An 18,714-nucleotide genomic window follows, 5' to 3' on the forward strand; every position below is an offset into this window, starting at 1 on the left:
GCTATAAGCCTCTGAACCATTTCCTTACAGTGTGCCTGAAATAATTACACTTTAATTACAATAACAGGTTTGAATCATGGCACTAGCTAAGAAACTTTCATTACTTGCATTACTCCTACCTCTTTCTACTTATGTCAGTGCAGAAGACACTGCAGAAGAAAATGCTCCCGATCCTGGTGACCACACTAAAGTATCGTCGGTTATAAGTGCGACTTACGGTGTTCAAAGCCTAGGTGAGGACGACAACAGCTGGCTTCAATTAACCGGTCAAATGTCAGGTGCTAAAGAGAATGGCAACTTATTCCTTGGTTCTCTTGCGCTAACAGGTCAAGAGTTTAATTCATCGGTTCCTGCATTAGATGATAGCTTTGAAGTCACTCAACTTCGTGCCCGTTACTTTGAAGTAAAACGTACTGAGTGGGAAAACGCACCAATGCTTGGCGTGTCTTTAGACTACATCGAAAATAGCTTTAGTGACCGTGCAACACAAGATCGTTTGTTTGCCGTTGGTGGCTTAATTCGCATGAATACGCCATTCAAAAACTGGCTTTCATTTCCGATCATAGCAGCAGCGGTTGGTCAAAACAGCGATTTGGCAGAAAACCTTTTGGGCGCGGATAGCATGAGCTACGGCGTTCAGTTTAATTTCCTAAACTCAGTTTATCTGCATGAAAATGGTACCCACATTCAATTGAATCCACAGTTTGCCAGCATCGATTTTGGTGGTGACATGGGCACAATTAATCAGCTTCAAATGGATACGGTACTACAGTTCCCACTGAACAGTAATCGTCGCCACTGGGGCAAAGTAACGTATACAGAGTTTTTCTCTGATGCTGGCGAAAGCAGCCTTAAGCACAATGATAAAGGTACTGAGCTGAAGTTCACTTACAGCTACTACTTATAAGCGTTTACTTATAGAGAACTCATCTCTATATTAGCTTTAAAGAAAAAGCCTGAAAATGCTCCACATTTTCAGGCTTTTATATATCTAAAATTCCCTCAATTCATGGAATTGAAGGAACTAATGGTTACCACATCAGGTCATCTGGTACGACGAAATCTGCGTACGGATCATCTTCAGCAGGGATCTCTTCTTCAGATGTGTTGTTCTCGATGATTGTCTCTGCGTCGCGCATTGCAATTTTATCCGCAACGCCACCTGGAATCACAGCGTAACTTTCACCATATCGTGCAATCGCTAAAATACCTTTAATGAGCTGTTCTCTTTCAAGCGATTCTACATACAAAGATTTAACGAGTGTGCCGTCAGTAAAGTTGTATTTGATGTCACCTTTAAGCTCAATCTTATTCATTTCAATCAATTGCTTAACTTGTGCTTTTAATTCTTTACTCAACTGCTCATCTTTACGCTGTTGATTAAGCTCTTTATCACGCTCTTGTTGAGCGGTCTTGTTTGCTTCAACGGCTGCTTTTGCTTCACGAGCTTGAACGCGAGATTTCTTCGCGCCTTTTTTAGCCTTTTTTAGTTTCTTCTCATTAACTAATCCAGCTTTAAGCATTTGCTCTTGTAGGGTTAACTTCGCCATGGTGTATCCATATTAATTATCTTGGCGTTAGTTTAACTTTTCATACTAAGCAAATAAAGAGCCCTTAGTGGGATTCTAGTCATCGGAGAGCGTCGAAAGCACTGTGCTGTTCAGGCTTACCTAAGGTATAACTTAGGCATACCTTAGGCATAACTTAGGTAAAGCCAAGGCATAACTTATGCGTAGTTCAGGCAAACTAGGGCGTAATCAATCAAGTGCTTGAGGTCGTTTCTGGTGCGTTTAACGGTAATTCAATAATAAAGCAGGAACCAGAGCCGACAGTACTCTCTACTTTAATGTCTCCCCCTAATAGTCCAGTCACAATATTATATGTAATATTTAACCCTAGACCCGATCCACCTTTCCCTAGGCGAGTCGTAAAGAACGGATCAAATACCTTAGGGAGTACTTCCTGTTCAATACCCACACCGTTATCGAGTACCTTAATAGCGGCCGTATGATCGTTAATTAACGAGCAACTGATCGTTACTTGTCTATTTTCTTTCCCCGAAAATGCGTGTGTTACAGCGTTGGACAATAGGTTCATTAATACTTGTGTTAGTGGCCCTGGGTAGCTGTCCATCGCTATGGATTCTGTGAGGTTTTCCTCTAGGCTGATCAGATCTTTCGAAAGCGTGGGTGTCATGGTGACACGCAGCTCATGGAGTATCTCAGGTAAATCAAATTGACGACGTTGGTAGCTTGTTTGATCAACCGCGACTTGTTTAAAACTGGTGATAAGCTCTGCTGCTCGATGAAGGTTTCTCTCTATGCTATCGGCTGATTCGTTACTTTGCGCAAGGTAGTTGTCGAGAACAGATTTTCTTAGCCCTTCTTGAGTCGCGGTAACGAATTCTTTATTAAACTGTTTAATTGAACTAGACACTAACAGTGCATTTCCAATAGGGGTGTTGAGTTCGTGAGCTATTCCAGCAACGAGTGAGCCAAGCCCAGCTAGCTTTTCAGAATGCACCAGTTCGTCTTGTGTCGCTTTTAGTGTTTTTAGTGCCTCTTGCAGATCATGAGTTCGTTCCTCAACACGTTGTTCAAGTTCAAGGGTTTGTTTCTCAATCGTAGAGACATGCTGACGCCTTGCCGTTTCCGTATTGGCTGCACTAACAAACCAATATTGCCATTTACTCGGTATGTCAGGAATATCAATGGGAAATTGCCGTGGCAGCTCTTCAACAAATTGTGCGAGTTGAAGAGCAGGCTGACTAAAGTTCCAGTGCTGATACAGCACAGTAAACAACAAGAGTGCAGCAAAAAGCCCACCCATAATCAGGTAAGGGAGAATGGTCTCAAAAATGTGATTTTGAATTTTACTGCTCTCGATTTCAAGAACCAAATTCCAAGGCGTATCTTCAAGCTTATAACTCACCCAATTCCCATTCTGATCGGTTTGAAGCAGACCTGTTTCGACTTTCCTAGCTTCGTCAATGCTGGTGAGGGAGAGGACTTCCTCTTGTTTAACTGCCTCTGTTTTACCTTTTAAGTAACCCTCACTATCTGCAATTACTGTCCCATTCTGATCCACAATCGCGAAGTGTCCAAGATCAGAACGTAATTCAATCAGTATTTTGTCGAGCACTTTTAGTGTGATATCCGTACCCACAGCCCCAACAAAATTATCACTTTCATAGATTGGGGCGAGCAGCGAAATCATCATGCCCTTCCCACCTGCGTCCATGTATGGTTGAGTCCATACCTTTATCCCTTCAGAATTCTGTTCTTCCCCTACAAGATCGAGTGGAAAGGTACCACCTGCTTCATAAATAACAGCAAGTGCATCATCCATATTATCTGTGTTGGTCGCCGCAAGTATGTCGCTGCTCAGAACCCAAGGGTAGAGTTGGGTAAGGGCTTTTTGACCATCATAGTAATAGCTCCATTGGAATTCGCTATGCTGTTGATGCGTTGCGACAACGCCTGGCATCATAGGGAGTAGTGACGCTAAATCGAAGGTAATGTCGCGGATATCCGATAGAACAAAAACCTGTCCGACAGACGCTTTAAGTGGCTCAGGGATGGAGTCCCATAACCCTTGCGTTGAAGTGCTGCTACCTTGCTCTGCTAGGTATTTAATCGTAGGACTTCTTGGTGTTAACTCTGGGTGTTGTCGGGCATTTTCTATGGCGTAACGCATTCGGTCGATATGATTTAACGAGACTGAAATGGTTTGCGTTAGTGCAAGAAGTGTCTCATCTCCGTGGTGTAGCTCTTGGCTTAGAATTTGGTTCTTGACCTGTTTACTCAAATAGATAGCGTTGCCGAGCGTAAGCAGAATAATCAGCAGTAGACCCCCGTAAATCATCAGTCGATAACGTTGAATCAATGCCTTAGAGCTAAGGTTTGTCTCTTGATTTGAGTTTTTTGTTTTCGATTGTTGATCGTTCACGCTTCATATCCCTATTGTGCAGTTAGCTCACGGAGTTTTTACCTTCTGAGTTTTTAGCAATCAGCGTAAGTGGCTACTTTTGTTTATCTTGTTCAAGCAATGCTTGAAAGTCATCGAGGTTCATCGCCTTGGCAAACAACCACCCCTGGCCTTCTTCACAACCAAACGCTCTAAGTTTTGCTAACTGACTCTGGGTTTCAATGCCTTCGGCTGTTACTTCAAGCCCTAAGGTTTGACCTAGATTTACGATCATCTTAGCGATGCTGTCATCGTCTTCCATGGCGTCGACAAAGGCTCGATCGATCTTAAGGCGAGTGGCTGGTAACTTGTGCAATACACTTAATGAAGAGAAACCGGTACCAAAATCGTCAATCGCGACCTTACAACCAAGCGCTCTGACTTTGTCGAGCACGTTACAAATGTAATCAAGATTGTTAGCCGCCATTGTTTCCGTTATCTCTAACTCAAGTTGTTTAGGCTCAATGCCCGTGCTTTTTAATGAGTACTCAAGAAGTGAGGCGAATCCGGAATCTTCTAACTGTACGGGCGAGATATTGATGGCCATACAGATATCGTTGTAACCCGCGTCATTGAGCTGTTTTAATTGCTCACACGAACGTTGGATTACAAAGGCGCCAATGGTTAGCATCATGCCGGATTGTTCCGCAAGAGGAATGAACCTATCTGGTGGAACCAAATCACCGTCGTCATTTCTCCAGCGTAGCAGGGCTTCCATACCGGTTATTTTGCCTGAAGAAAGGTGATATTTAGGTTGGTACATCATAAACAGCGCATTTTGAGTCAACGACACTCGAAGCTGCGTTAATAGTTGCATGCGATCGCGAGCGCATTCTCCCATGTCTTGAGAGAAGGTGATGGCACCACCTCGTTTATGTACTTTTGCTTGCTTCAGTGCGACTTGAGCATCTTTGAATAATCCTGTAAGTTCTTCGGTTCGTTCAACGAGTTTCACCAGCCCAATACTCGCACTGAGTTTGAATGGTTGCACACCGATAGTGAAATCATCCTTAAATGTTTCGATTATTTGTGAAGAGCTGACCTCTGATTCAAGACCAATTAAAGCAAACACATCGCTGCTTACCCTGGCTAAGAAGCAACGGGGGAACTGTTCAGTTAACCGTTCAATGACCTCTTTTAAAACACAGTCACCGAATGCGTGCCCAAAGCTGTCATTGATAGACGAAAAATCGTCGAGATCGATTAATGCTAGTGTCGATGACTTTTCATCGGTTCTTGGTGAGCAGAGGTATTTGAGAAGGTAATTTAGATTGGGCACGTTGAGCAGTGGGTCAATATAGGCTTGTTCTTCAAGTCTGTTGTAAAGCAATACATTGTCAAACCCAACGGAAATGTTGGCGCAAAAAACTTCTAGAAGGTGACGATCTGTCGCTTCTAATGGTTGATCGGTATCTAGATAAGCGGCCAACCCACGACCTTGTTCGGTAGAGAAATAAAGGGTAATCGCATCATCAAATAAGCTTCTTTTCTCTTTAAGGCAGGCCGTTAAACGCTGCTTAATATCCTCGAATTGAATGTTATCGATAGGGGATTGTACAAGATCTCGATACCTTCCAGATGCGGCAATAACTTGAGCGCCATTATTGTCATCAAGGATGCCTTCCTGAGCGCATATCAAGCCATCAGGCTCAGTTTGAATGAGCGCACTTATCTGTTTGACCGCTCCCTCGGCAAACAGCCTCATGCCATGAATATGAGCAAGTTCGGTACTGGCTTTGACGACACTTTCTAGCCCTTGGCGCATGGTTTGCTGTTGCTGAATTTGTCGATAAGCACGAATGGCACTGGTCAAAATGGTAAATAAACGAATTCGAGTCAGCTCAGACTTCGTGCGATAGTCGTTGATATCGTATTTTTGGATTGTTTCGAGTTCTGGCGCGTAACCTGGCTGCCCTGTTCGTAGCACAATTCTAATCGAGCTCAGGTTGAGTTTATTGCGAATTGTATTCACAAGCTGAAGCCCCGCATCTTCTGTTTCCATGACGACATCAAGTAAGATGACGCTGACATCATGTTCCTGTTGAAGCACGCTTTCCGCTTCTTTTGCTGAATAGGCATGCAATATTTCTAAAGGACGCCCTTCAATAGAGAGATCGTTTAATGTTAGCTCTGTGGCAATGTGAACATCTTTGTCGTCATCGACGATGAGTATTCGCCAACATAATGTCCGAGACCGTTGGGGAATAGAATCGGAAGTATCGTCGATAACCATCAACAGCTCATCGTTTGGGCTATTTTCTGTGCTCATTCAGTCCTCAATTATTGTAGTCATTCAAGTACGACTAATAAAAGTAACAATAAGAATTATTAGTGAGTATAGAACTGTTTATTCTGCTCTGCAGAAAACCGATGGTATTGTTTGTAAAACACTTTATGGCGATCGCAATACACGAGAAATACGAAGGGGAAATTGAGTTTTAGTGTTTATGATTTGAAGATAAGTATCATTACCTACAGCAAGCCAGTGTGTATCTTGCTGTAGGTGGGTTTGGCTACTTAGATTGACGAGGAGATCGTGACTTTTTACTGAATTGCTTAATGCTGGTCTTGTTGTTGGTTCGACGGTTAGCTTTCTTGTCTCTAGGTGCGCGTTTACTCTCACCGCTTGAAGGCTTGTCGGTGACTGGGAACTCAGCCAATGTTTGCACGGCCAAATTACGCTGAGTGTTTTTACGTATCGCTTCCAAATATCCAGTTTCACCGTGACACACCAAAGAGATAGCAAGTCCTTGTTGGCCAGCTCGTGCTGTGCGGCCTACGCGATGAACATAGGCTGTTGGATCAGAAGGAAGGTCAAAATTAATGACAACGGGCAGTTGTTCAATATGAATGCCTCGAGCTAATACGTCTGTCGCGATCAGTACTTGAATCGATTTGTCTTTGAATTGCTCAAGTATTTGCTCACGATCTAATTGATCTTTATTGCCATGAAGGGCTGCGCACTTGATTCCCGCTTTAGCCATCTTTTTACTCAGCCCATCTGCGCTATCTTTAGCACTAATAAAGACCAAAACTTGAGACCAGTCAGATGATTGTATTTGTTGGATAAGGGCTTTGGTTTTGCTTCCTTTATTTACCAGGAAAAGTTGTTCTTCAATGTTATCCACTACCTGATTAGCTTCACCCACTTGAACATAGCTAGGTTGGTTTAGCTGACTGTTTATACGTTCACTTAACTCTGGGGGCAGCGTTGCAGAGTACATAACCGTCTGCTTTTTAGAAGGCAGCTTGCTGAGAATGGTTTGAATATCAGGCCAGAACCCCATGTCTAGAAGTCGGTCGGCTTCATCGAGTATAACGCGTTCAACCGTTTCAATAGCGAGAGTGTTAGTTTGGATAAGATCTAATAATCGTCCTGGTGTAGCAACGATAATGTTAGGTTTTTCTTGTAGTTGCTCAACTTGCTGTTCTCGATCGACACCGCCGGAAAGTTTGATGATCTTTACATTGACTTGTTGGGCTATTGAATCAAGATCGGAACACACTTGAGTTGCGAGTTCACGTGTAGGGACAATAATAATCGTCGTAAGGTTATCTTCATTATTTGTTTGGCTTGTTTCACCGTCAGCCAGGCATTTTTCTACGGCAGGCAAACCGTAAGCCAGTGTTTTCCCGCTCCCTGTTTGTGCAATGGCAAGAAGATCGTCACCCTTTAAAAGCACAGGAATAGATTGTGACTGAATATCAGTAGGCACTTTGAAGGCAGAAGGTAACGCGTTAATAAGCGCTGAGCTGAGATTGAGGCTAGAGAATGACATAGGCTTAACTATTTAATGAAGCGGGAACACGAGGCGCACCTTACCATAGGCCGCGTTAACGACCTATCGGTTTTCAAGTGAACGATTTGGCTTGGTTGTTCTCGTTTTATTGTTGATCACCTTTCTGTTGTTCATTTTCTTGGTTTTCATCTACGCAGCATTCATCTTGTAGAAATCCAATCACGGACTGAAGTTGGGTAAATTCAGCGACGCAGTATAGGGTTCTTCCTTCACGACGCTGAGTAATAAGCCCAGCAGAGGCTAACCCAGAGATGTGGTGAGATAACGTTGAACCAGGGATATTCAGTGATTTTTGTAGCCCTCCAACGGCAATGCCTTGAAAACCGGCACGAATGACACTCTGAAAGATCATCAGACGGGTGGGGTGACCAAGCTCTTTTAACGCTTTTGCCACGGTATCGACATCGAGTGTTTCTGTTTTTAAGTCGTTTAGTTTCATGTTGGTGGTTTTCAAAATTTAGTAGCCTGTAGTCAGCTGAGTTTTATTATATTTCGATATTACTAGAAATGTATTGATCAATCCAATGTGCAAGAGTATATTTCGATTATTCTAGAAATGTAGATTTAAAGTAAGACAAACGGTAAGGTAAATAATTATGATGGGTATCGATATAAGCATGGTGAAAGAGACACTGAACATGTTCATGTTTTTGGCGGTAGAGTTAACCGTGCTATTTCTTATGATCAGTTACTTGGTGGGTGTGCTTCAGGAGTACATTCCACCAGAAAAAATTCAAAGCATTTTAAGTGGGAAGAAGGGCAAAGGTTACATTGTCGCGGGATTTTTAGGTGCGATAACTCCGTTTTGTTCGTGCTCAACGATTCCTTTTTTGAAAGGCTTACTAAGAGCCAAAGCTGGGTTTGGCACCATGATGGTGTTTCTATTCGCTAGCCCTCTACTAAATCCAATCATAATTGGGCTATTTGCCGTGACGTTTGGTTTGAAGGTCACGGTGTTCTATTTCGTTATAGCAATGGGAGTATCGGTACTCGCAGGCTATACACTGGAAAGATTAGGATTTGAAAAGTACGTCAAACCTGAAGCCTATTTAGCGCCAGAGAAAAAAGGGTGTGGTTCGTCATGCTCGTCGAAAAAAGCGCCGATTAGCAAGTGGAAGCGAATTTGGGATACAACGTGGGCAGACTTTAAAAAAGTACTGCCTTATCTATTTGGTGGTATCGCACTTGGGTCGATGATTTATGGGTTCATGCCAACGGAGTTTGTTGCGAGCGTAGCTAGTGAAAACAACCCGTTTGCGATTCCAGTCGCGGCTGTTATTGGGATTCCACTCTATATTCGTGCAGAAGCGGTGATACCTCTGAGTGCAGCATTAGCTGCGAAGGGGATGGGGTTAGGTGCGGTAATGGCATTAATCATTGGCAGTGCAGGGGCAAGCTTAACAGAAGTTATTTTGCTTAAGTCGATATTTAAAAACCAGATGATTTACGCGTTTTTAGCCGTGATTGTCTCGATGGCTATCAGTGCGGGTTATCTTTATATGATGATGTTTTAACGATCTATGATGGAGCCTATTATGTATAGGCTCTTTACGATCTGCAGTGATCGATTTAGCGTCCTAATTGATAACTTGATATTCGAAAGCGTCACTTTAAAGTCATATTTGTCGATTTCGGTGCTGAATTAACGAAAAAAGTGCCGTTCCTATTCGTATTGCTCTATAATCTGCCACCGTATTTTTGGTTATGCTGTACGTGGTCGTAGCCGTTTAGTTTAGGAACATTACAATGTCATTTTCATCTCAGAATTTTGCGCCAGAAATTGTGAAAGCACTTTCCGAGTGCGGCTACGAAAAACTTACCCCTGTTCAACAAAAAGCGATTCCATTTGCGCGTAAAGGTCACGATATCCTTGCTAATGCGCAAACGGGTACCGGTAAAACAGCGGCATTCTCACTGCCTATCGTTCAGCAGTTGTTGGATAAACCTAAAACGAAAAACAATCACCAAGCACGCGCACTTATTCTTGCACCAACGCGTGAACTTGCTGCTCAAATTGCTCAAAGTATTCAAGACTACATTAAATACACCTCTCTATCCGTCGCTGCAATCTATGGTGGCGTAAAAATGTCATCACAAGTTAACAAGCTAGAAAAAGGTGTTGATGTGCTAGTTGCAACGCCTGGGCGTTTAATCGAGCATTTAGAAGAGAACAACGTATCGCTAGCAAATCTAGAGTTTCTTGTGTTTGATGAAGCAGATCGTATGCTCGACATGGGCTTCATTTCTTCGATCGAAACCATCATGGCGGGAGTCTCTACTCAGCCTCAAACCATGCTGTTTTCTGCGACTTTCTCTCCTCAGATGAACAAATTGGCTGGTGAAATCCTTAAACAACCTAAACGTGTATCTGTAGCAAAAGAGAATGTAACAGCAGATACCATTGCTCATGTTGTATATCCCGTCGATCAAGAGAGAAAGCATGAGATGCTTTCCGAGTTGATTGGTCGTAAAAACTGGAAGCAAGTTTTGGTCTTTGTAAACTACAAAGAAACCGCAAATATGCTGCTTAAAGAGCTGAAGCTTGATGGTATCAAAGCGGTATTGTGTCATGGTGACAAAGCACAAAGTGCTCGCCGTAGAGCGCTTGATGAGTTTAAAGAAGGTAAAGCGCGTGTCATGATTGCGACGGACGTCGCTGCTCGTGGTTTAGACATTAAAGATCTTCCACACGTAGTGAACTTTGATATGCCGTTTCTAGCAGAAGATTACGTGCACCGTATTGGTCGTACAGGTAGAGCAGGGCAGAAAGGCCACGCCGTCTCTTTTGTAAACCGAGATGAAGAGCTAACCCTTCAGCAAGTTGAGCAGTTGATTGGCCATACAATCCGCCGCGTAGAGCAAGCGGGTTATGAGCCAAAAAATCGCGATGCGCTTATTCAAAAAATGCATTCAAAGCCTGCATTTAAAAACCGCAAAACACGAACCAATAATCCATCAGATACGGACCAAGGTTCTGCTGAGAAACGTGCACGTTTGCGTAATATGATTAAGAACCGTGCTGCAGGATCTAAGAAGTAGGCGTTAGCCATTACTTTTCTACAAGTTACTTTTTATAAAACGCCAGTGATGTGAGTCATTTGGCGTTTTTTGTTTGTATGCCCAAAAATTTCATCGTTTACATTTCCAATCTACTGATTAGCTGCTTTATTTATAAAAGATATAAGGATAACTAATCAGGAAATGACAAGGAGATTCATCTTGAAGACAATGACTTGCAAGCAGTTAGGCGGTGCGTGTGACCTGAAATTTCATGCTGAAACATTTGAACAGATGGTCGAGATTAGCAAGCAGCATGGAATGGAAATGTTTCAAGTACACGATAATCAGCATTTGGAAGCGATGGAAAAAATCAAACAGATGATGGCCGACCCTGAAGCCATGAAAGCATGGTATGAAAGTAAAAAAGGCGAATTTGAACAACTCAGTGAAGACTGAACCTTAATCACTATTGATGTTGACTAGAAAGCGAGGCGATAAAGCCTCGTTTTTTGTGAGCAGTTATTAACTTGTCAGTTACATTTTTAGGCATTCAATAGGAACTAGAATATTGTCTATGCAGCTTTAGTTGTTTATCTTAGATAACAATAAAATAACAAGTCGTATCTACAATTGTTATTCACTCTTATGAACAAGGTTTATTTAATTAACAGGATGTTACTTATGAATGAACAAGTTAAAGCTAAGTTCGACTCATATCCTGAAGGCGTCATCCCAAAAATGCTAGAACTAAGAGAGGCGATCATCAATGTCATTGAAGAGTGTGAGTTTTCAGACTATGAAGAGACACTGAAATGGGGTGAGCCCAGTTACTTAGTAGAAGGGGGCAGTACCGTTCGTATTGACTGGAAAGCTAAGTCTCCAGATCAGTACTACGTATTTTTTAACTGCAAAACTAAGTTAGTGGACACTTTTCGTGAGTTATATACCGATGATCTGGTGTTTGAGGGTAATAGAGCCATAGTGTTGAACCTAAAGCAGTCGTTCCCGGTTGAAGAAGTAAGGCACTGCATCGAGTTGTCGTTACGATATCAAAGTATCAAAAATCTACCATTATTGGGTGCGTAATTTAGGTAAGGTTACGAAGCAGATCGTTTAAAAATGCGCTGAAATAGTTAGGTCGTTCGCATTTTTAATTCAATAGGCTCTATCCTAATCTAGGTATGGTTATATTGAGGTGTTTTGAACAACTTGTGGAGCATGCATGGGCTCTGAAACATCAATGGCCATCTCTAGTTATCTTGGCTTTTTAATTTTACTTCTTGTCTCATATCCTTTTGTAATTGTTGGGATTTGTGTCGCAGTTTTTGATAAACGTAAACATAATCCTTTGATTCTTCGTTTTAGTCTTTTTTGGGGAGTGATTGTGTTGGGCCTTCTAACTATGCACTTGCAAACAGAGGTCATATACGGTGAGGAGATTATTGAGCAACTAAATAATCTCGAATAGACCGTTCTTAATCATCAACTAAATAAAGGATTAACCATGATTGTTGTTTATGGAATAAGCGAACACTTGAATCCAATTAAGACGTCATTATCAGATGCAATCCACTCTAGTATGTTGGAGGTTCTTGGAATACCAGAAGGAAAAAGAGCGCATCGTTTTATTCCTATGGATAAAAGCGATTTCTTTTATCCTAGTGACCGAAGTGAAGCCTACACAGTTATTGAAGTAAATATGATGATGGGCCGTCAAAGAGAAACTAAGAAAGCCCTTATCAAATCTTTGTTTGAAGTAATTGAAGCGAAAGTCGGTATCGATCCAACTGATGTGGAAATTACCATAAAAGAGCAGCCTGCACACTGCTGGGGGTTCCGTGGAATGACGGGTGATGAAGTTCAAGACTTAAGGTATAGCGTGAATGTGTAAAGGTACTACACCCGTTAAAGTTTACCTTTTCGATTGGGGGGATACGCTAATGGTGGATTTCCCCAACCAGAAAGGAAAAATGTGTGACTGGAATTACGTAGAAGCAGTTGAGGGGGCGCAACAAGCTTTATCAACAATCGCGCAACACAGCCATGTTTATATTGCTACTAGCGCAGATGATTCGTCAGAGTTAGATATCAAGCGTGCTTTCCAACGAGTAGAGCTAGATAAATATATATCAGGTTACTTCTGTAAGGTTAACTTAGGGATTGCTAAAGGATCAGCAGAGTTTTATTTGGAAATTGTTAAGAGAATTGGTTTAAAGCCTAATCAAGTGGTTATGGTTGGAGACACCGTCAATAAAGATATTCAACCCGCTATTCAAGCTGGCCTATCCGCAATATGGTTTAATCCTTTACGAGCTGACAGCGAACTCTCTCAAAATGTTGAACAAATTACGTCTCTTACCGATCTCATTCAGTAGCACTTCGCATGAATTCATTCGCTCAAGTGTGTTTTATTTTTGACTTTTTTAAATAGCGAAAGCCCATGTAACTAGAAAGCGATTGCCCTTTTCTAGTTCATGGGCGATTTTTACCATCAGTTTGTCCTCAATGACGATAAGCGTGACATCAACCAATAGCATGTAGAGTCATTAGATGATGAATATTAATATTGGCGTATTCGAAATGCTTTGAAGTTCACATCACCATTGTCAGAGACTATCGCAATATGTTGATACCCCTTTGCTAAGCTAACCGGTTTAGAGACACGTTGCCAGTTAGTCCAACCGTTCGTGTTGGGTATTGTTGCGGTTCCGTATTGATGCCATCCACCAAATTCTTCAACTGTAAATGAGGCTCCATTGTTTTGTGTTGCTACATCAAACTCAATAACGTAGTTTCCAGACTCGGGAATATGAAATGGGTAGGCAACCCAATCTCCTTGAGAAAAGTAACCGACAAAGCCTTCTTGGGTTTCAATGCCATTCATCTGGCAGTAGCTCAAAGCGCTGATTAAGCTATCTAAGGGTAGTGATGATTTACTGTCACATTTCACCTGCGCCTGAGTCAGGGCGTTGATAGCGTCATCATTTCTATGAGCATTGTGGAGCTTTAGATTCTCAACTAACGTCATAAGTACTGAATAGGCTTGCTCAGCGTCAGGCATTGTACCTCCTTGCTCCCAGTAAGTTAAAAGATCTTGAAACCCATCGGGTTTCTTGACAGAAAATGAGCCTGAAGTGTGTTCCATCTTTTTCCACGTCCACCATGACCAACCAATATTGTTGCTTTCTAGTAGTTCAACGGCTTCTCGATACCAAGTGTTACTATTCTCGCCGGACTCACTCATCCAGAGCGGAACGTTGTATTGATCTCGCATTTGAGTAAAAGGTTGAATAGAGGCGTCGTTGTTTTCATTCCAATACTTGTGGAAGCTGATTGCAACGTTATCGTCACTCACCGGTAGCGGCCAAAGGTTGGAGTGATTATTACCCCAGCAGTTTCCTTCAATTGCGATTAAGTGGTTTTTGTCGTACTTTCTGATTTCGGGAATAAGCTTTGAATACATCTCTCGAAGTGGAATATTACTCACTTCAGTACAGCCATTTTTATTGTCAGGAATGTCATCAAATCCCCAGTTTGGCTCGTTCATTGGGTCATAAGCGGCAATCCATCGTTCGTTAGCGTAACGCTCAGCAATCTTGCCCCAAAGTGCGATCATTTTTCGTTGATTCTCTTCACTCTCCCATAACGAGGGCTTAGTTGGGTCGTAATCACTAATATTACCGTTGTAGCCTTGACCGCCTGGCGCTGCATGGAGATCAAGTATCAGGTAAATCTCGTTCTCTTTACACCATGCGAGTAGTTCATCAACTCTCTCAAACCCTTCGTTAAGCCATGTGTCCTGACCAAATATTGGCTCTTGCTCGATGGGTAAGGTAAAGAGGTTAAAGTGCATAGGAAGGCGAATGGTATTAAATCCGGATCGTTTCAGCTCCACGACATCCTGCTGTGTGAAAAAGTTGTCTAGCCAAGCTTGATGAAAGGTTTTGGTTCGCTCCTCGCCAATAATGGCACTGATATCGTCGAGTATTTTATGTTGTCCTTCATCGGCATTTTGATTGAATTCGAACATATAAGGTTCCATGACCATCCAGCCACCAATCCCCATTCCACGAAAGATTAAGTTGTCTCCGTTCGCATCGATAATTTGAGTGCCATTTGCACGAACGAAAGTAGTAGGGGCAGGAGCTGGCGTAATCGTATCAGATTCACAAGATGCGCTATCTAGATAAAATGTGGTGATAACCTCTGGTGTTGAGTCGGTGTTCATTTGAAAGCCGAAACTAACTTTGCCACCATCTGATGGAATGGATCGGTTCCAATCTGTATTTGTTGTAGCACTCATCTGAGTTAATGAGGCGGTAAATTCCACGTTCCAACCCTGGCTGAATGTATCAGCTGGGCTCTTTTCCCAAGAAAGGGACCAATCATTGATGGCAGAGCTACCTAAATTTGTAATGATAACATCGGCTTGATAACCCGAAGGCCACTGGTTCGCAATGTTATATTCCACTTCATATTGGCACTCACTACTACTCATGGTTCTTTGTTCTGAAGCTGAAAGTGGTAATGAAATACTAAGGGTTAAAAAAGTCAGCCCAATCACGGCATAAAAGTTCCGCTTGTCATGAAACATTCCATACATCCTTTTACGTTACAGTTATGAAATTGATCCTAATAGTATTAGCAAAATGCTTCGGTGAGTTTTAGTGTTTCATTCGTTTAAATATATGAATCTTTCAATTATTAATAACATTTGTGAAATTGAAAACAATATGAATTCATTTCTATTCATAGATTTGGTCATAAGGCCAAGTATTTTGTGTGTTAGGTTTTACTATTTATCTCAGTATGAAACTTTTCATAGAAGGTATTATTTGTTTCATGGGTATTTTGGGTCTTATTGAAAGTAATGAATAACGCAATTCAATTTAATTCAATGGTTTATTCTTTGTTTTTGGTTTTTTGAAACTGAAATTATTAATGATTTCCTTTGTTTGTTTCAGGGTGTTGGTGTGTTACTAGACCTAGTTTGTTCTTTTAATAGTTAGTGAATGAGTGATCGAATTATTGTGACCAAATAAGCAAAAGCCTTTCATTTTAAATTCTATGATTCCTCCGTAGTTCATCGTTACCTCAGGTTCAAGTTTAGGTAATGATGATTCATGATTATAATTACAGGAGTTTCAAATGAATCGAGCTTTTCTTGCTGCATCCACACTAGCAATGGCGATTGCGATGCCTGCACAGGCGAATGAAGTTACAACGGAAGACATGCCGAACTTACGAGTACTCAATGACAGTACAACGGGTTGGGTACGTAACTTTAACCCTTGGGTTGGTGGACGAACTAACTTCGCTTATGAATCATTAGTGATCTTCAGCCAGCTTGATTCATCTGAGGTCCACCCATGGCTCGCGAGCAGTTATGAACTCAGCCAAGACATGAAAATGATCACCGTTAACCTTCGTGAAGGTGTTAAGTGGTCTGATGGTGAAGACTTTACTGCCGACGATGTTGTGTTCTCATACACTTATCCAACTAAGCACCCAGAGATAGATGGTGCGGGCATGGGAAGCCGAATCGAAAAAATCGTTAAGATTAATGACCATAAAGTAGAAATTTATTTACCAGAAGCCAATGCGTTTGCCGCCGAAGATATTATTGGTGAAGGCGTTCGAATGATACCAAAACATATTTGGTCGAAGATCGATGCTCCAGCGGCATTCGTTAATGAAAATCCAGTAGGAACGGGGCCATTTACTGAAATCCAGCGTTTTACTCCTCAAGTGTACATCCAGTGTCGTAACCCTCATTACTGGAACAAAGATCTTAAAATCAATTGTTTAGAATTTCCACAGTACTCTAGTAATGATGCGGCGCTAGAAATGTTGTCGAAAGGCGAGATTGATTGGGCGGGAATTTTCATTCCGGACATTGAACGCACGTTTGTTTCGAAGCACCCGAACAATAAATACTGGTTCCCATCAAATGACGGTGTTCGTATTGCTATGAACTACAACACCAAAAATGAAGCGGCGAGTGAAGCGTTTAGTGACATCAACTTCCGTCGAGCTATGAACCTTTCTATGGACCGTGAAGCGATGATCATGATTGGTGCTTACGGTTACGTAGAAGGTGGTAACCCTGCAACTAACCTGCCTAAAACACACTGGTCTTGGCGTGATGATCAAGCGGATGAAACGTGGAATCAGCTGTATCGTTACGATGTGAAAGCTGCAAAAGCAGAACTTGAAAAAGGCGGCTTTAAAGACATTACTGGCGATGGTTTTGTTGAAACACCATCAGGCAAGCCATTGACATTCCGCATTCAAGTACCAAGTGGTTGGAGTGATTGGGTTAATAACGTGGGTATTGCCGTTGAAGGCCTACGTATGGCGGGTATTAACGCAAACATCATTACCCCTGAAGTGAACGCTTACGCGCAAAACTGGGCAAACAACGACTTTGAAGCAACGATGGCAGCAGGAACAATTCAAAGTTCAGCATGGCGCTTCTACGATCAAACGATGCATTCTCGCTATGCAGATACCGGTATCTGGTGGTCAACGAGCATGCATAACTACACCAGCGATGACCTAGATAACCTCATTGAAAGCCTTGGTAAAACTCGTGATGTTGAGAAGCAAAAAGAGTTAGGCGCGCAAATTGAGCGTATTTATGCAGAGCAAGCGGTACAAGTGCCTCTTTATTACAACGGTGTTTGGTACGTATATAACGACTCTCGCTTTGAAGGTTGGGCATCAGCGGATAACCCATTTGTTATGCCAGCGCCTTTTGAAGGGATGGATCGCTTGATTCACCTAATGAACCTTAAGCCAAGAGTTCAATAGTTATTTCATTAACTGACTAACTAGCTAATGCCTACCTAAGCGGTTCTCAAGGTAGGCATTGGTTGAATTCTAATTGCCTGTTTTTACGGGCATATTTTAAACCTTTGTTGTAAGCGGTTTCATAGATACGGAGTTCTCCTATGAAGTTTATTTTAAGCCGGCTTGGTTTTTATTTTCTGGCTTTTCTTGGTGCCATTACCATTAACTTTTTCTTACCTCGCTTAATGCCAGGTGACCCTATACAGTCATTTTTAGGTCGTTTAGCTCAATCAGGTGGTCAAATTACGCCAGAGATGGTGGCCGCTCTCGAGATGCTGTACGGCTACTCAACTTCCGTTCCATTAATTGAACAGTTCTTTCATTACCTGCAAAACATTCTTACTGGCGAATGGGGCACATCGACTCGTTTCTACCAACCCGTATTTGATGTACTCGGACGCGGCATGTTATGGACGCTACTGTTAGTCGGCTCTTACATCTTGGTTTCGTACACGATTACCACGTTGTTGGGTATCTATGTGGCTTGGAAGCGTGGTACCTGGATAGACAGTGTTATTACCGTCTCTTCAGTGGTGGTCTCATCCATCCCCACGGTTGTTATGGCGCTTCTCATCTACTTCGTTTTCGCTTCCGATTTAGGTTGGTTCCCAACAGGGTACGCCTATGACCCGAAACTGGATCCTGCCTTAAGCTGGGAATTCATTTCAAGTGTCTTGTATCACTTAGCACTCCCACTATTTAGCATGGTTTTACTGGGCATGGGTGGTGTTATGGGAATGCGCTCAAACATGATTAACCAATTGGGTGAAGACTTCATCGTAATGGGTTGGGCTAAAGGAGTAAAAGACCGAAAGGTGATGCTTCAATATGGTGCTCGTAACGCTATCTTACCCATGATCACCTCTTTCGCTATGTCGATTGGTTCTATCTTTGCTGGGTCACTGATCATTGAGATCATCTTCAACTACCCCGGCTTAGGGCAGGTCATGTTCCAAGCGATGCTTTCAAGAGACTACCCGTTAATTCAAGGTTACCTCCTGATCATGACCTTCATGGTATTAAGTGCCAATTTCATCGCTGATTTACTGATGTTTATCCTCGATCCGCGTTTACGTTCAGAGCTAGAGGCATAGGA

At 42.2% G+C, this 18,714-nt stretch carries 16 protein-coding genes; 10 read left to right on the forward strand and 6 right to left on the reverse strand.

Annotated features, from left to right (window positions below; genetic code table 11):
• Positions 1 to 76 precede the first annotated feature (76 nt).
• On the forward strand, positions 77 to 907 hold the full coding sequence (locus KP803_RS06560) for a hypothetical protein (RefSeq protein WP_248008047.1): 831 nt from the start codon (positions 77 to 79) through the stop codon (positions 905 to 907).
• Positions 908 to 1,031: 124 nt separating this feature from the next.
• Here the strand turns inward: KP803_RS06560 and KP803_RS06565 are convergent, their stop codons facing one another.
• The 5 genes from KP803_RS06565 to KP803_RS06585 form a co-directional block, all read right to left on the reverse strand.
• Complete coding sequence (locus tag KP803_RS06565; protein ID WP_248008048.1) at positions 1,032 to 1,550, reverse strand: DUF2058 domain-containing protein; 519 nt, start codon at positions 1,548 to 1,550, stop codon at positions 1,032 to 1,034.
• Positions 1,551 to 1,761: 211 nt separating this feature from the next.
• The gene (locus tag KP803_RS06570) at positions 1,762 to 3,948 is read right to left on the reverse strand and encodes an ATP-binding protein (protein WP_248008049.1); all 2,187 of its coding nucleotides are present in this window, start codon (positions 3,946 to 3,948) and stop codon (positions 1,762 to 1,764) included.
• 73 nt (positions 3,949 to 4,021) lie between these two features.
• The gene (locus KP803_RS06575) at positions 4,022 to 6,235 is read right to left on the reverse strand and encodes an EAL domain-containing response regulator (protein WP_248008050.1); all 2,214 of its coding nucleotides are present in this window, start codon (positions 6,233 to 6,235) and stop codon (positions 4,022 to 4,024) included.
• Between the two features lie 244 nt (positions 6,236 to 6,479).
• A complete protein-coding gene (locus KP803_RS06580) occupies positions 6,480 to 7,745 on the reverse strand; it encodes a DEAD/DEAH box helicase (protein WP_248008051.1) in 1,266 nt (421 codons plus the stop codon).
• 106 nt (positions 7,746 to 7,851) lie between these two features.
• Positions 7,852 to 8,205 carry an ArsR/SmtB family transcription factor gene (locus tag KP803_RS06585; protein WP_248008052.1) on the reverse strand — a complete coding sequence of 118 codons (354 nt, stop codon included), beginning with the start codon at positions 8,203 to 8,205 and terminating at the stop codon, positions 7,852 to 7,854.
• Positions 8,206 to 8,362: 157 nt separating this feature from the next.
• Between KP803_RS06585 and KP803_RS06590 the strand changes: the two genes are divergently transcribed.
• From KP803_RS06590 to KP803_RS06620, 7 genes are all read left to right on the forward strand, one after another.
• Positions 8,363 to 9,280 carry a permease gene (locus tag KP803_RS06590; RefSeq protein ID WP_248008053.1) on the forward strand — a complete coding sequence of 306 codons (918 nt, stop codon included), beginning with the start codon at positions 8,363 to 8,365 and terminating at the stop codon, positions 9,278 to 9,280.
• Positions 9,281 to 9,512: 232 nt separating this feature from the next.
• The gene (locus KP803_RS06595) at positions 9,513 to 10,805 is read left to right on the forward strand and encodes a DEAD/DEAH box helicase (RefSeq protein WP_248008054.1); all 1,293 of its coding nucleotides are present in this window, start codon (positions 9,513 to 9,515) and stop codon (positions 10,803 to 10,805) included.
• A gap of 189 nt (positions 10,806 to 10,994) precedes the next feature.
• Entirely contained in the window at positions 10,995 to 11,222 is a 228-nt protein-coding gene (locus tag KP803_RS06600) for a DUF1059 domain-containing protein (protein ID WP_248008110.1), read from the forward strand.
• Between the two features lie 225 nt (positions 11,223 to 11,447).
• Positions 11,448 to 11,852, forward strand: a complete 405-nt coding sequence (locus KP803_RS06605) for a DUF1801 domain-containing protein (RefSeq protein ID WP_248008055.1) — start codon at positions 11,448 to 11,450, stop codon at positions 11,850 to 11,852.
• Positions 11,853 to 11,988: 136 nt separating this feature from the next.
• Positions 11,989 to 12,234 carry a hypothetical protein gene (locus tag KP803_RS06610; RefSeq protein WP_248008056.1) on the forward strand — a complete coding sequence of 82 codons (246 nt, stop codon included), beginning with the start codon at positions 11,989 to 11,991 and terminating at the stop codon, positions 12,232 to 12,234.
• 36 nt (positions 12,235 to 12,270) lie between these two features.
• On the forward strand, positions 12,271 to 12,657 hold the full coding sequence (locus tag KP803_RS06615) for a tautomerase family protein (RefSeq protein WP_248008057.1): 387 nt from the start codon (positions 12,271 to 12,273) through the stop codon (positions 12,655 to 12,657).
• Positions 12,650 to 13,141, forward strand: coding sequence for an HAD family hydrolase (locus KP803_RS06620; protein WP_248008058.1), 492 nt, complete (start codon positions 12,650 to 12,652; stop codon positions 13,139 to 13,141). The genes KP803_RS06615 and KP803_RS06620 overlap by 8 nt, the downstream gene beginning before the upstream one ends.
• A gap of 185 nt (positions 13,142 to 13,326) precedes the next feature.
• On the opposite strand, the gene KP803_RS06625 is transcribed toward KP803_RS06620, so the two are convergent.
• On the reverse strand, positions 13,327 to 15,360 hold the full coding sequence (locus KP803_RS06625; protein WP_248008059.1) for a cellulase family glycosylhydrolase: 2,034 nt from the start codon (positions 15,358 to 15,360) through the stop codon (positions 13,327 to 13,329).
• A gap of 554 nt (positions 15,361 to 15,914) precedes the next feature.
• On the opposite strand from KP803_RS06625, the gene KP803_RS06630 reads away from it, so the two are divergent.
• Together KP803_RS06630 and KP803_RS06635 are read left to right on the forward strand one after the other, a co-directional pair.
• Positions 15,915 to 17,579 (forward strand): ABC transporter substrate-binding protein, encoded by a 1,665-nt coding sequence (locus tag KP803_RS06630; RefSeq protein WP_248008060.1) that lies wholly within the window; start codon positions 15,915 to 15,917, stop codon positions 17,577 to 17,579.
• 140 nt (positions 17,580 to 17,719) lie between these two features.
• Entirely contained in the window at positions 17,720 to 18,712 is a 993-nt protein-coding gene (locus tag KP803_RS06635; RefSeq protein ID WP_248008061.1) for an ABC transporter permease, read from the forward strand.
• Positions 18,713 to 18,714: the final 2 nt, after the last annotated feature.

The organism is Vibrio amylolyticus, assembly GCF_023145695.1.
In the GTDB taxonomy this organism is placed as follows: domain Bacteria; phylum Pseudomonadota; class Gammaproteobacteria; order Enterobacterales; family Vibrionaceae; genus Vibrio; species Vibrio amylolyticus.